Annotated in this window: 15 protein-coding genes and 2 tRNA genes; 15 read left to right on the top strand and 2 right to left on the bottom strand. The window is 36.1% G+C overall.

Features of this window, described 5'->3' with window-relative positions; genetic code table 11:
- Positions 1-181: 181 nt before the first annotated feature.
- Positions 182-2,917, top strand: a complete 2,736-nt coding sequence (gene ppdK, locus AAGD87_RS05525; protein ID WP_341817468.1) for a pyruvate, phosphate dikinase — start codon at positions 182-184, stop codon at positions 2,915-2,917.
- Positions 2,918-3,002: 85 nt separating this feature from the next.
- Here the strand turns inward: ppdK and AAGD87_RS05520 are convergent, their stop codons facing one another.
- A complete protein-coding gene (locus AAGD87_RS05520) occupies positions 3,003-4,031 on the bottom strand; it encodes a hypothetical protein (protein ID WP_338481646.1) in 1,029 nt (342 codons plus the stop codon).
- Positions 4,032-4,159: 128 nt separating this feature from the next.
- Here AAGD87_RS05520 and glpX point away from each other — a divergent pair, with 128 nt between their 5' ends.
- Both glpX and AAGD87_RS05510 read left to right on the top strand, forming a co-directional pair.
- Entirely contained in the window at positions 4,160-5,086 is a 927-nt protein-coding gene (gene glpX / locus AAGD87_RS05515) for a class II fructose-bisphosphatase (protein WP_265024331.1), read from the top strand.
- 81 nt (positions 5,087-5,167) lie between these two features.
- Complete coding sequence (locus AAGD87_RS05510; RefSeq protein ID WP_265023970.1) at positions 5,168-6,535, top strand: hypothetical protein; 1,368 nt, start codon at positions 5,168-5,170, stop codon at positions 6,533-6,535.
- A 420-nt stretch (positions 6,536-6,955) separates the two neighbouring features.
- Here the strand turns inward: AAGD87_RS05510 and AAGD87_RS05505 are convergent, their stop codons facing one another.
- Positions 6,956-7,450, bottom strand: coding sequence for a hypothetical protein (locus AAGD87_RS05505; RefSeq protein ID WP_010962761.1), 495 nt, complete (start codon positions 7,448-7,450; stop codon positions 6,956-6,958).
- A 205-nt stretch (positions 7,451-7,655) separates the two neighbouring features.
- Here AAGD87_RS05505 and carA point away from each other — a divergent pair, with 205 nt between their 5' ends.
- The 12 genes from carA (at position 7,656) to rpsC (ending at position 14,467) form a co-directional block, all read left to right on the top strand.
- The gene (gene carA, locus AAGD87_RS05500) at positions 7,656-8,855 is read left to right on the top strand and encodes a glutamine-hydrolyzing carbamoyl-phosphate synthase small subunit (protein ID WP_010962760.1); all 1,200 of its coding nucleotides are present in this window, start codon (positions 7,656-7,658) and stop codon (positions 8,853-8,855) included.
- A 114-nt stretch (positions 8,856-8,969) separates the two neighbouring features.
- A tRNA-Tyr gene (locus AAGD87_RS05495) sits at positions 8,970-9,052 on the top strand.
- Between the two features lie 4 nt (positions 9,053-9,056).
- Positions 9,057-9,127 (top strand) — tRNA-Gly (locus AAGD87_RS05490).
- A gap of 78 nt (positions 9,128-9,205) precedes the next feature.
- Positions 9,206-10,378 (top strand): elongation factor Tu, encoded by a 1,173-nt coding sequence (gene tuf / locus AAGD87_RS05485; protein WP_341817467.1) that lies wholly within the window; start codon positions 9,206-9,208, stop codon positions 10,376-10,378.
- A gap of 14 nt (positions 10,379-10,392) precedes the next feature.
- On the top strand, positions 10,393-10,713 hold the full coding sequence (rpsJ, locus tag AAGD87_RS05480; protein WP_012673184.1) for a 30S ribosomal protein S10: 321 nt from the start codon (positions 10,393-10,395) through the stop codon (positions 10,711-10,713).
- A 9-nt stretch (positions 10,714-10,722) separates the two neighbouring features.
- On the top strand, positions 10,723-11,445 hold the full coding sequence (gene rplC / locus AAGD87_RS05475) for a 50S ribosomal protein L3 (RefSeq protein WP_006279218.1): 723 nt from the start codon (positions 10,723-10,725) through the stop codon (positions 11,443-11,445).
- A gap of 2 nt (positions 11,446-11,447) precedes the next feature.
- On the top strand, positions 11,448-12,062 hold the full coding sequence (rplD, locus tag AAGD87_RS05470) for a 50S ribosomal protein L4 (protein ID WP_012673183.1): 615 nt from the start codon (positions 11,448-11,450) through the stop codon (positions 12,060-12,062).
- Complete coding sequence (locus AAGD87_RS05465) at positions 12,059-12,346, top strand: 50S ribosomal protein L23 (RefSeq protein WP_015589144.1); 288 nt, start codon at positions 12,059-12,061, stop codon at positions 12,344-12,346. Before rplD ends, AAGD87_RS05465 begins: the two co-directional genes overlap by 4 nt.
- A 1-nt stretch (position 12,347) precedes the next feature.
- Positions 12,348-13,172, top strand: coding sequence for a 50S ribosomal protein L2 (gene rplB / locus AAGD87_RS05460; RefSeq protein WP_155968324.1), 825 nt, complete (start codon positions 12,348-12,350; stop codon positions 13,170-13,172).
- Positions 13,173-13,175: 3 nt separating this feature from the next.
- Entirely contained in the window at positions 13,176-13,460 is a 285-nt protein-coding gene (gene rpsS, locus AAGD87_RS05455) for a 30S ribosomal protein S19 (protein ID WP_006279181.1), read from the top strand.
- A 5-nt stretch (positions 13,461-13,465) separates the two neighbouring features.
- The gene (gene rplV, locus AAGD87_RS05450) at positions 13,466-13,813 is read left to right on the top strand and encodes a 50S ribosomal protein L22 (RefSeq protein ID WP_007549821.1); all 348 of its coding nucleotides are present in this window, start codon (positions 13,466-13,468) and stop codon (positions 13,811-13,813) included.
- A gap of 39 nt (positions 13,814-13,852) precedes the next feature.
- Positions 13,853-14,467 (top strand): 30S ribosomal protein S3, encoded by a 615-nt coding sequence (gene rpsC / locus AAGD87_RS05445; RefSeq protein ID WP_010962753.1) that lies wholly within the window; start codon positions 13,853-13,855, stop codon positions 14,465-14,467.
- The last annotated feature ends 2 nt before the right edge of the window (positions 14,468-14,469 follow it).

Here is a 14,469-nt window from a genome sequence, read left to right as displayed (position 1 = left end):
ATATATTCTTATTGATAATAATTCAATAATTTGTCATCTTTTTTGTTAACTTTACTGATGTTGCCAGAGGGAACGTTGTTGCAAAATTTTGTAAAATTTATTATCCTAAGGTTTCAAGTCCTCACAGGTTTATTGGAACTATATGTACAATGTGTTTATCAGTGAAAATCCGGAGAAAATGATGGGGGAAAAGTTAATGCATTACTTTAGCCAGGGTAAATGCGAAGGCAATGCAGAAATGAAAAATCTGCTGGGAGGAAAGGGGGCAAATTTAGCAGAAATGTGCAATGTTGGCATTCCTGTTCCACCTGGTTTCACAATTTCCACCTCTGCTTGCAAAGTCTATTATCAAGACAATAGATCTTCTGTCATCCAAGTAGCTGACTACTCGGATCCAGAAAAAAATGTGGTCACGCACTGGAATGACATATGTAGTGAAATCAAAAACTACATGGCGATGCTCGAAAATGACATCGGTTGTAAGTTTGGGGATTTAAATAACCCCTTATTAGTTTCAATACGCTCTGGTAGTGTTAGTTCAATGCCGGGCATGCTTGATACTATTTTAAATGTTGGCCTAAATGATGAAACCGTTGTTGGGCTTGCAAAAAAAAGTGGCGAACGTTTTGCTTACGATAGCTACTGCCGTTTCATCATGATGTACTCCAATGTTGTACTACAGCTTGATCATCACCTATTTCAAGATGTTATTGATAATAAGCAGCAAAAGAGTGGAGCAAAAAGCTTAGCTGATCTTGATGTTGATGTTTTAAAAGAAATTGTTAACAATTTCAAAAGGATAGTACATGAAAAAACAGGAAAACATTTCCCGCAGAACGTTGAAGAGCAATTGTTAAACTCAGTTAATGCAGTATTTGCCTCTTGGAAAAATGATAGGGCTGTTTCCTATAGAAGAATACATAATATTCCTGAAAACCTTGGAACAGCGGTCAACGTGCAAGCAATGGTTTTTGGTAATTTAAATGATAATTCTGCAACTGGTGTGATATTTACACGAAATCCTTCAACTGGAGAAAAAAAATACTTTGGTGAATTTCTGATTAATGCTCAGGGTGAGGATGTGGTTTCTGGTGTTTATACTCCTATGCCAATTGACGGAAAGCAAAAAAACACCATGGAGAAGTTGCTGCCAAGTGTCTACCGAGAATTATGTGTGGTATGTGAAAAACTTGAAAGGCATTATAAAGACATGCAGGATATCGAATTTACTGTACAGGACGGTAAATTATGGATTTTGCAGACTAGGTCTGGCAAGCGCACGGCTGAAGCTGCTATTCGCATAATAGTTGATATGGTAAACGAAGGAACGATTACAAAAGAAGAAGGAATATTGAGAATTGATCCAAAAACCTTTGACAATTTATTGCATCCAGTTCTTGACGTTGAGAGTGACCAAAAAGTAATAGGGAAGGGGCTACCTGCTTCTCCAGGTGTTGCTTCTGGATATGTAGTGTTTAGTGCAAGTGATGCTGAAAAAGCTGCAGAGCAGGGTAAAAAAGTGATTTTAGTAAGGTCAGAAACGAGTCCTGAAGATATTAATGGAATGAATGCTGCAAGCGGCATAGTAACAGCACGGGGAGGGATGACCTCGCATGCTGCTGTTGTAACCCGTGGAATGGGTAAGCCATGCATTTGCAGTGTAAGTGGACTTTATATCGATAAAGATGGAATTTTCTTTTCTGTAGGGGATACAAAAGTAAATAAAGGTGAACCAATTACCATCAACGGAGGAACAGGGGAGGTTATGCTTGGCATTCTTCCTACAATTTCGCCTGAATTATCGCAAGAATTCAAAACGATAATCAACTGGATAGATGAAATCAAAACGATCAAAGTGAGAGCGAACGCTGATACTCCAAAAGATGCAAAAATTGCAAAAGAATTCGGTGCAGAAGGTATAGGCTTATGTCGCACAGAACATATGTTTTTCGCTAGTGATAGAATCGAATTCATTCAAAAATTGATAATAGCTGACGATGAAAATGAAAGGGCAAATGCGCTCATTAAACTAGAAGAAATGCAAAAGTCTGATTTCAAAGAAATATTTTCTATTATGGAGGGCAGGGAAGTCACTATACGGTTGCTTGATCCACCTTTGCATGAATTTTTACCCAATGATCAGTCTACTATAGAAAAAATTGCCAAATCACTTAGTAAGTCAGTTGAGTCAGTAAAAAATAAAATAGCACAGTTATCAGAAAAGAACCCAATGCTTGGCCATCGAGGTTGTAGACTTGCTATTTCTCATCCTGAAATATATAGCATGCAGATTAGGGCAATACTTAGTGCTGCAAGTGAATTAAAGAAAGAAAAGAAGATAGAAGTGGAACCTGAAATCATGATTCCTTTTATCATGAGTGAGAAAGAGTTTGTTCTGATATGCGAGCTAGCAAAGAAAGAATCCTCTGTCATCTCAGCTAGGATCCAGATGCAGATTCCAGCGTCACGCGCTGGAATGACATCAGACAAGGCGTACTCAATTGGAACGATGATAGAACTACCAAGAGCAGCACTGATTGCTGATAAGTTAGCAAAACATGCAGAGTTTTTTAGTTTTGGCACTAATGATTTAACGCAAACAACCATGGGACTTTCAAGAGATGATTCAGTTAATTTCCTCGATTCTTATAAGGAAAGCAACATATTTGACAATGATCCATTTGAAGTGCTGGACATCGAAGGGGTAGGGGAGTTAATCAAGATAGCCATTGAAAGAGGCAAAAAAACCCGAAAAGAAATAAAACTGGGTATATGTGGAGAGCATGGAGCAGATCCAAAATCTATAGAGTTTCTCATCGAATCAGGGGTAGATTATGTTTCATGCTCACCCTATAGAGTACCGATTGCAAAGTTAGTGGCAGCACAGTTTAGTGTTAGATCTAAATTTGCTAGGTAAGTATAGTGGCAGTGTTGGCTACTCATATGGTTTGAGCCCACCAGAGGGTGTCATTCCAGCGCGTGACGCTGGAATCTAGTTTTTATTATGACCTTCTGGATCCCAGTGTCTGGGCACTGGGATGACATCCTGTTACACGTTCAACTTCATTCTCTCTCATCTCCCTATAACTTGGTAATGTAGAATTTTTTACATGCAACCCGGTATATATTGCAATCAAAGCAGCTATGACACTGCAAACTACTGCACCAGCTACAAATGGAACCATCACAGCAGCAGTAATGAATAATCCTGTAATAACAACTCCAACAACATCTTTTGTCAATGAGGTGTAAAAATCCTTTTTGCTCTCTTTATATTTAGTTTCTTGTTCATTTGGCATAGAAAATTGAGAATTTGTGAAGACATTTTTATTATTATCACAATCTGATATAGTAGTTTTGCCGGTATTTGTTTCTATTGTTAATACAGGCGTTTCATTTTCGTTACTATGACCTGGCTGATCATTAACACTACTTGACACAGGTTGGTTAGCATTTGCTTCTGTTACTATAGGAGGTGCTGGTACTATATTTTCTTCTACATTGGATGTTTCTGGTGTAATAAAATTTAATAGTATCTGAGTAATTTCTTCAACTTGTGTAGTTTGTTCTTTATCCATGGCCACCTTTAAAGCCTTTTGCATGTTTTCATCATTTACATGACCTAACAATAATTTAACTCCCTGGACATACTTTTGAGTAACAGCACAGAGCAAAGCGTTAAATTTTTCTTCTTCATTAAACTTACCACTATCCAGGAGTATTCTTACAACATCAGCTTGCTTAGTCGTTATAGCTTCGCTCAATCCAGCTTTTACATGTTTGAATTGACCAGTATTGCCTTCAGTTTTCAACTCTGTGAGTAATTTAATAATGTGTAGAAATATAGCACGATCATTGGTGTTGTCTGTAATATTAGGTCCCTTTGAATTAACAATATGCCCAAGTAAAGTATAATGATATTTATTTGTTTTTTTTATGTTTATCCTATTTTCTTTGAGCTTCTCACCAAACTCCTCAGCAGTTATATTAGGATTGTTAGTTACAATTTCCTTTATCTTTTCATAAGTCATGTCAAATTTTACCACTATTACTATCTAATTTATTATAGCAACTTTCCCAAAACCAGTCAAGGCATATTGCAGTTTCAAGCAGCATGATATATCATGATACATATTGAATATAGTTCTTAAAGCAAATGATGGAAGATTTAGCCTATAAATTAGTTAAAGTGACCGAAGCTGCAGCACTTGCTGCGTATAAATTGGCAGGCTTTGGTGATGAAAAAAGGGCTGATCAGGTTGCAGTTGATGCAATGCGTACAGTATTAAATTCAATGGAAATAAATGGTACTATCGTAATTGGTGAAGGTGAGAGAGATGAAGCGCCGATGCTATATATTGGCGAGAAGGTTGGCACTGGAAATGGTCCTGAAATCGACATTGCCGTTGACCCACTTGAGGGCACTACGATTTGTGCTCATTACAAACCAGGGGCAATGTCTGTTCTTGCTGCAACGAAAAAAGGTAATTTTTTACATGCACCTGATGTTTATATGGAAAAAATAGCGGTAGGAAAAAATCTTCCAGAGGGTGTAGTCTCACTAAAAAATAGCATTGAAAAGAATCTAGACAATTTAGCCAAGGCAAAAAAGTGCAAAGTGAATGATCTCGTGGTAACTGTACTTAAACGTGAAAGGCATGGTGAATTAATAGAGAAAATCAGGAAATTAGGATCAAAAATTAAACTAATAGATGATGGTGATGTTGCGGCCATAGTTTCACTAGTAAATGGCAATCATGATATGTATATCGGTATAGGAGGAGCACCAGAGGGAGTGCTTGCGGCTGCAGCGCTAAGCTCTATCGACGGACAGATGGAGGGAAGATTAGTACTTGATACGGATCAGTTAAGAGAAAGAGCAAAAAATTTAAATATTGATGACCCAGAAAAAGTCTACGCCGTAAAAGATATGGCAAGAGGTGAATCAGTGTTCATTGCAACTGGAGTAACAAGCGGAGAACTTGTGGATGGAGTTAAATTGAATCATAATACCTATTCAACTAATTCTTTAATAATTCTGCCTAATAGGCTGATAAAGCTGCAAACAATGCAGAACTTATGTTAGCTTTTTTAGTTTCTAATTTTAGCTTTACAACATTTAGCATTAAGATATAATCAAGTTTACTTATAACAATAGAGGTGTGAAATGTTTTCTAGTATTATAAATCTATTTAATGGTTTGTACAAAAATTCGAGTACCAAGGAAAGTGAAGAAAAGTTGACTCTTCTATCTCCTCAAGCAAATCTTCAATTCGATGAGACTCAGGTACAAAGTGTGCTCTCAGATTTTGAGGAATTGGAGTTTAAGGATAATAAGTGTTTTGACAAAATAGCAGACGATTATGAAAAGAAGGGGGAGAGTGCCCTTTTTAACTATGTAATATTGAATAAGCGGAAAGAAATAATCGATATATTAGATAGGAATCTTCCTCTCCTCGAAGAACAGGAGGAGTTTAGAAAGAAATATGGTCAATATGTTCTTCAAATTGACAAAGGAATGAGTTATGGAAAAGAACTTCAAGATGGACTTCGGTCTTTTGAAGATAGGGCAGAAAAAGTATTATCAGATTTTGAAAGATTGAATTTTGATTTTAAGGATAATAAGTGTGAAGATTCTTCTGATTTCGTAAATTATAATAACGGTTGGCCGGCAGATCCATTTGACAAGATAGCAAATTATTATCGAGAGGATGATATTTTCCTTTTCAATTATGTGGTATTGAGTAAGCGAAAAGAAATAATGGGTATATTGGATAAGAAGCTTACTTCTAAAGATCAGGAGGAGTTAAAAGAAAATTTTAAAAAGAGGTTGGGTAGATATCTTATTCGAATTGGTGAAAGAATGAGCGATGGACAAGAATTTCTAAAAACTGGTAGTGCAATTGCTTTCTTTGATGGGTGTTATGTGCCATGTCCATATGCAAACCGTCTTCTTAATCATTATGACCATCTTAATATCAACATTACTAAACCTGAACAAAGTTTAGAAACCAGTCGTCTTTTCACTGAAAAAACTAAAAGAATGGAAGAAGAGAAAAGCGAGGTAAAAAGAGCAAAAATATACAGCAATGGTGAAAGAATAGTAACAATTGAGAAGAATGAGAAACAACAGAGGAACTACTCCTTTACAAAATTTGCAATATGTGACATCGAAATTAGTTGGGGTGCAAAAGATGAATCTGGAAAAGACCTTAACTGTACTGTTGTTCTAAATATAAATTTAGGTCAAGTTAGTATTAAAAAATCAACTATTGACGGTAAAGATGTTGAACCAAAGAAAATTTTAGAGTTAGCTAAGCAAAACGAGGCTGTGCTTATAAAAGGTAAAGCTTTACATGAAGTTTTAGCAGCACATTTCATTAAGCAAACACCATGTGAGGAAAAGAAGGATATGCAATCGCACGAGAATATCGTTGTACCTGGTTCCGGTGCACCTCGCTCTATTAATGAGGAAATAACTGTAGAGCATCCGTTCGGGAAAGCGGCAAATAAAGATAATCATAGAGAAATGTGAGTTTACAACAAATGGTGCCATGAAAGTAGCTGATACATAACTGTACGAACGTTTGTTTGCGAAGAAATGTTATAGCAGGTTTTGCCTCAAACACAAAGGTGTCATTCCAGTGCTTGACACTGGAATCCAGCCCTTTTACGCAGTCCCATTAAAAACGTTGTATTTTAACGTAGGATTAGCTACTTTTATACTCACCAATTTAATCTCTAATCAAAATTCCTGGATCCCAGTGTCTGGGCACTGGGATGACATCCTCCCTAGTGGATTCAAATCACAATATTCGTATAGTAAGCACTGACCACTTTTGCTTCAATATTTGCGATGCCCCTGAACAGATACAATTATTCTATTATCAGGAGGATGCCATTAATCGCTTTATATAATGCTACTTGTAACACTTATGCCCTGAACGGAGACAGTTTAGGCTGTTATGCCTGGCGGCTTTGTTGGAATAAGTTTTTCAACACTGCTAACAATAAAATTGATTGTATCGTCAGCTACCTTATCGAATTTATCATTTATCTCTTTTCCTATTTCTTGATTTTTAACATATTCGTGTAGAGCTAAAGCAGTTATAGCTGCACATGCTGCAATTAAGCCAGTTTGTGCTATAATGAATAGTGATAATCCTCCTACGAATATAGATGTTAATCCAATAGCCAGGTTTATAATTTTACTTTGTGTTGTTTGTTGCGTCGCTTGGCTTTGATCTGCCTGTTTATCCTCTAAAGCATTCGATATTGTTTTTAAGGCAACTTTTATCGCTATTGCTGCAACTGAAACCATAATTAGCCCTATAGCTATTTTTGCTAAAAGAAGAATCGACGGTAGCATCATTACAAATAATAGCGCGCCAATTCCTCCAGCTAACCACTTCTCATTTATTTTTTTTGATTGATTTGTACCAGTGTTCATTATTACCCTCCACTTTACTTATGATTTACCTATATCTAATACGAAATATGAAGGTAGTCAACTATATATTTTATATGAAAGATTGTATTAAAAGTTTTTCATGTTATTTTTTGCTGCTTCGTGGTTAAATTTGGAATTTTAGAAAGAGTTACGTATTATTTGAAATTCTTGTATACTGTTTTGAATCAGTTAAATAGATAATGAAGTGCAGGACGCAGTTTTAATTTTACAAGATGGCAAGTGCTTTTGGGGAAAATCAGTAGGTAAAAAAGGCAAGTGCATAGGCGAGGTTTGTTTTACCACTGGTATGACCGGTTATCAGCATACTATAACTGATCCTTCTTTTGCCGATCAAATTATAACGTTCACTTTTCCTCATATTGGTAACATTGGAATAAACCATAAAGATAATGAAGGAAAGAAAATTTTTGCAAGTGGTGTGGTTATGCGTGAACTTTCTTCTATGTCCCACCCTTCTTCATATATCAGTTTAAATGATTGGTTAGAGAAAAATAACGTGATTGGGATATCAGGAGTTGATACTAGAGCTTTAACAAGACATTTGAGAGAACATGGATCTCAAAATGGAATGATATGCTCATCGAGTAAGGCGCATGCATTAGACAAATTGAAGGAATACAAACCTGTAAATGGGATAGAAATAACTAATAAGGTTAGCTTAAATAACAGTTTTGAAAATAATAGACTAGCGGAGCACTTTGTCATCCAAGTAGCTGACTACTCGGATCCAGCAAAAAATATATGGATTCCAGTGTCACGCACTGGAATGACATCAGATAGAGCTATTGACCTTAATGCAAAATATAGGATTGTAATCGTTGATTTTGGCGTAAAAATCAGTATAGTTTCACGCTTAATAGAACTTGGTTGTACAGTTGAATTAATCAGACCAAGCACAGGTTTTGCTCAAAAAGTGTTGAGTATGAATCCAGATGGTATAGTGCTTTCAAATGGTCCTGGTGATCCGCAAGAAATAGGAGAAAGTGTAGTTTCAGAAATAGACATTATTATAAAATCTAAAATACCAATTTTTGGCATATGCATGGGCCATCAATTACTTGCGATTACTTTGGGGGCAAAGACCATCAAGATGGATATAGGTCACCGAGGGAGTAACCATCCAGTTTATGATGTAATTAGTGGAAAAGTTGAGATCACTAGCCAAAATCATGGTTTTGTTGTTGATTCAGCTTCTCTTCCAAGTAATGTTGAAATTACTCACATTTCTCTATTTGATAATAGTGTAGAGGGAATAATGATGAAGGATTACCTAGTCTTTTCTGTGCAATATCATCCAGAAGAAGCGCCAGGTACGCATGATTCGCATTATTTGTTTAGGCGTTTTATTGGCAATATTGTGTTATATAAAATGAAATCTGCATGATTTTAATCAGGGTAGGTTTTATTGCTTGATTTTTTAATTTTAGGCGTTTAGTATTAAATACAATAAGAGCTTAAGTTAAGATGCTAAAATAGTATTCTCTTAACAAATTTTTGCGGAGGAGTGACCGAGTGGTTAAAGGTAACAGACTGTAAATCTGTCCGCGTGAGCGTACGTAGGTTCGAATCCTACCTCCTCCATTGTGCGGGTATAGCTCAATGGTAGAGCTCTAGCCTTCCAAGCTAGTGAAGTGGGTTCGATTCCCACTATCCGCTCTTTTTTTTGTTGTATTTTTATAAAATCAACATATTATTTATTGATGTATTTGTATTTTAGGTAGAAAAGTTTAAATTATGACAGCAATAGTGGAAGCATTTGGAAAGCCGCATGTAAATGTGGGAACAATAGGACATGTGGATCATGGGAAGACGACGTTAACAGCGGCGATAACGAAGCATTATGGAAATTTTGTAGCGTACGATCAGATAGACAAAGCGCCAGAAGAAAGGAAGAGGGGGATAACGATAGCAACAGCGCATGTTGAGTATCAGACAGAGAAAAGGCATTATGCACACGTTGATTGTCCTGGACACGCTGACTATGTAAAGAACATGATAGTAGGTGCAGCACAGATGGATGCGGCGATATTGGTAGTGTCGGGGGTTGATGGGCCAATGCCACAAACGAGAGAGCATATATTGCTGGCGAAGCAGGTAGGTGTTGGATATATCGTGGTGTATATAAATAAAGCTGATGTTGCTGATGCTGATATGATAGATTTAGTAGAAATGGAAGTGAGGGAATTACTGAGTAAATACGGATTTCCAGGGGATGAAGTGCCTGTGGTGGTTGGTTCAGCGCTCAAGGCGCTGGAGGATGACAGCAGCGAATATGGAAAGAAATCAATAGACAAATTGATGGAAAAGTTAGATGAATATGTAGCGGTTCCACCAAGGCCTGTGGATTTACCATTTTTATTGCCAATCGAAGATGTATTTTCGATATCGGGGCGAGGAACAGTGGTAACAGGAAGAATAGAGAAGGGAGAGATAAAGACGGGAGAAGAGATAGAGATAATAGGTCTGAAAGCGACGCAAAAGACGATATGCACAGGTGTAGAAATGTTTAAGAATTTGCTGGATAAGGGAAGTGCAGGACTCAATGTAGGAATATTGTTAAGAGGAACAAAAAGAGAAGAAGTAGAGAGAGGGCAAGTATTGGCAAAACCGGGGACGATAACGCCGCATAGAAAGTTTAAGGCGGAGGTTTATATATTAAAGAAAGAGGAAGGAGGAAGGCATACACCATTTTTTGCGAATTACCAGCCACAGTTTTATTTAAGGACAACGGATGTAACTGGGAGCATAAAATTGCTAGATGGGAAGGAGATGGTAATGCCAGGAGATAATGTGAGTGTAGAAGTAGAATTGCAAGTACCGATAGCAATGGATAAGGGATTGCGTTTTGCGATAAGAGAAGGCGGTAGAACTGTTGGTTCTGGTGTTGTTTCTGAAATTTTGGAGTGAGTGTAGTAACTAAGATGAAGCAAGATATATATATTAACATTAAGGCTTTCGATTGTTCTTTATTGGAGGAGTGTGTTCGAAAATTTGTTGATGAATTAAAGCGGTCCAGTGCAAAATTATCTGGTCCGATTGCGTTGCCAAGGAAAGATTCTAAATTTATTGTTAATAGATCTCCTCACGTTGATAAAAAATCTCGTGAACAGTTTGAAATGAGAACTTCTAGGCGTTTGATTGTTTTACATGATCTTACTCCTACTATGATGCAGATGCTTACAGGTTTATCTTTTTCTGCTGGCGTAGAAGTGGATTTAAAAGTCAAGGAAGTTAAGGTTTAGGAGAAGGAAATGAAGAGAATAAATTCGCTGAGGAGAATTGGTTTACTAATGATGAATATTGGTCATACTGCTATGTATTCTGACAATAGTCGCATGGCTGTAACTTTATTGCATCTCAGCGAAACTTATATTATTGATATAAAAGGACAAGATAAATGTGGCTATAATTCAGTCATTTTAGGCACAGGAGATTTTAAAAATATAGCAAAACCTCAGTTGGAATATTTAAAGAAAAAGGGTATAAATAATAAATGTAAGTTATACGAAAGTAGATTAAATGACCTGTCGGGAATAGAATGTGGTAAAAAAGTGGGAATCAATCATTTTGTGGTTGGTCAATATCTTGATATTACGGGTTATTCTATAGGTAAAGGATTTGCTGGTGTGATGAAGCGGCATAATTTCAGTGGGCTTAGGGCATCTCATGGTGTTTCTATTGCTCACAGATCACAAGGTTCCACTGGCCAATGTCAGGATCCTGGTAGAGTATTCAAAGGAAAGAAAATGGCTGGTCATTTAGGTAACAGCAGGATAACTGCACAAAATATGAAGATATTATCCATTGATCATGAAAATAGTATAATTGCTGTGAAGGGTAATAATGTTCCTGGGTTTAAAAATTCCTATGTTTTTGTAAGAGATGCAGTTAAAAAATCTTTACATAAAGATGTTCCTTTTCCGGTAGGTTTACTGTTAGATGTAAATGATGATGCTAGTAATTTGGTAAGTTAGTTATGGAATGTAATTTAGTTAATCTATCTAATGATAATGTAGGTACTGCTCAGCTCAATCCTTTGATATTTTCTGCTAAGCAAAAATTGAGTATTTTGCATGATATAGTGAGATGGCAATTAGCGAAGAGAAGAGCTGGTACTCATAAAACAAAAGGTATTAGTGATGTCTCTGGTACAACAGCTAAACCTTATGGTCAAAAACGTACCGGTAGGGCAAGACAAGGGAGCTTGCGATCTCCTCAATTTAGAGGTGGTGGGATTATTTTCGGCCCTGTTGTGAGGAGTCATACTTATTCTCTTAATAAGAAGGTACGCAAATTTGGTTTAAAAATTGCTTTATCTCTAAAGTATTTAAATAATCAAGTAATTATTCTGGATAATTTAAATATTGATGTGAAGAAAACGTCTGAAATGTGTAAATGTATTAAAAATTTTAAATTTTCTTCCTTTTTGATAGTTGGTGATTATGGAGATGATTTGTTGCGTGCGGCTAAAAACTTGCACTATGTAGACTTAATCAAACCTATTGGGTTAAATGTTTTTGATATATTGAATCACGAATGCGTGATGTTGACAAAGGATACTTTAAAGCATCTTGAAGGTAGATTGTTATGATCAAATATAATAATATAATAAAATCTCCTATAATTACAGAAAAGGCCTCTTTTTTGAGGGAGAAGTTTAATAAATATTCTTTGTATGTTTTTGTAAATGTAAATAAGCGTCAAATAAAGTTGGCAATAGAGTCTCTATTTGATGTTAAAATTTCTTCTATAAATGTTGTTAGAATTAAGCCTAAATATAGGCGTTTTAGGGGTGTGATTGGTTGTGAAAAACAGAAAAAGAAAGTTTATTTTTCTTTGATGGATGGTCAAAAATTAGATATAATGAGCGTTTAGTATGGGTATGAAATTTTTTAATCCTGTTACTCCGTCTTCTCGTGGGACTGTGTTAGTAAGTAAAGTTGGTTTATCAAAAGATGAGCCAGAAAAGTCTCTTACATCCGGTAAAAAGTCCAGTGGTGGAAGAAATAATCATGGTAGAATTACAACTCGTCATAGGGGTGGTGGTCACAAAAAGAAGTATAGAGTGATAGATTTTAAGCGTAATAGAAGTGGTCAAGGTATAGTTGAAAAAATAGAGTATGACCCAAATAGAAGTGGGTTTTTGGCGTTAATATCATATAAGGAAGATGATATTAAGTCTTATATATTAGCTCCTCAAGGTATGAAGCCAGGTGATGTTGTTACAGCTGGGAATGATGCTGATATTTTGCCAGGGAATTGTTTACTACTCAAGCATATACCTGTTGGTTCTTTCGTTCATAATGTTGAGCTGAAGCCAGGTAATGGTGCTGCGATTGCTAGAGCTGCTGGTTGTTATGCACAAATCGTTGGTCGTGATGGCCAATATATTTTATTACGACTCAGGTCTGGTCAAATTAGGTTGATTTTATCTTCTTGCAAGGCTACTATTGGTGTAGTATCTAACCCTGACCATAAGAATAGAAAGTTGGGTAAAGCTGGGAGAAGTAGGTGGCTTGGGATTAGACCTACTGTACGTGGAGTTGCAATGAATCCGGTTGACCATCCTCATGGAGGCGGGGAAGGAAAAACCTCTGGTGGTCGTCATCCTGTTACTCCTTGGGGTGTTGCAACAAAAGGAAAGAAAACTCGAAGGAGAAATAAATCTAGTGATAAGTATATAAAACAATTGAAAGGTTAGTTTATGAGTAGATCTGCATGGAAGCCTCCTTTTTGTCATCCTTCTATATTAAAGTCGGTGAATAATGCTTTAAACAAGGGGTTTGTTAACATGGCTATAAAAGTTCATTCCAGGGCTTCTGTAATTCTTCCTAATTGTTTAGGTTTAAAGTTTGCTGTTTATAATGGTAAGGATTACATTCCTGTGAATGTTAATGATCAGAATATGATAGGTCATAAGTTTGGTGAGTTTTCACCCACTCGTAAATTTACTGGGCATAGTGGTGATAAAAAGGCGACAAGAAGGTAATTGATATGAAAAACAGAGATGTAATAGTTAAAGCTGGTTCTAGGGTTTTAAAATCAACTCCTCGTAAATTGAATTTGGTTGCTGGTTTAGTACGTAATAAAAAAGTTTCTTTTGCCACTGTGCAATTAAGATTTTGTGAAAAGAAAGCTGCAGGTCTTATAAGGAAGGTATTAAATTCTGCGATTGCTAATGCTCAAAATTATGGATTGGATATCGATAATTTATATATAAAAGAAATTTTAATAGGTAAGTCTCTTACTTTGCGTAGGGTATGTCCAAAAGCTATGGGTAGAGCTAATAGAGTTAGTAAACGTTATAGTAATATAACTGTAAAATTGGGGGAAATTATATGATTCATAAAAATAGAAAATTAATAAGGAAAGTGCAAAAATATGGGAAACGTTAATCCTAAAGGATTTAGGTTAAAAATAATTAATACTTGGTCATCTATTTGGTATGCTGAGAAGGGTTATAAACAAGGGTTGCATCAAGATTTATCTATTCGCAGTTATATAAATGAATCTTTTAAGCATGCTGGTGTTTCTAAAGTAATTATAGAGCGTACGATCGATTTGGTATCTGTAATAATACATTCTTCTAGACCTGGAGTGATAATAGGTAAGAAAGGCTCGGATATTGAGAAGATAAAGCAAAAGATAGCTGAAAAAGTAAAAAATAATGTGGAAGTGAATGTAGTAGGGGTTAAAAGGTCTGAAATAGATGCAGTTTTAATATCAAACAGCATTGCACAGCAGTTAGAAAAAAGGGTTTCATTTAGAAGAGCGATGAAAAAAGCTATTCAAAGTTGTTTGAGGATGGGTGCTAGAGGTATTAAAGTAAGTTGTTCTGGGCGCCTTGGCGGAGCTGAGATAGCTCGTACTGAGTGGTATAAAGAAGGCCGTTTGCCTTTGCATACTTTACGTGCTAATATAGATTATGCTTTTGCTGAAGCAAAAACTATATATGGCATCATAGGAGTTAAGGTCTGGGTTTATATTGGTAACTAATT

Source organism: Wolbachia endosymbiont (group A) of Pherbina coryleti (assembly GCF_964026875.1).
Classification (GTDB): Bacteria; Pseudomonadota; Alphaproteobacteria; order Rickettsiales; family Anaplasmataceae; genus Wolbachia; species Wolbachia pipientis.
The sequence above is the reverse complement of the archived record's forward strand: the minus strand, read 5'-3'. Positions and strand labels throughout refer to the sequence as shown.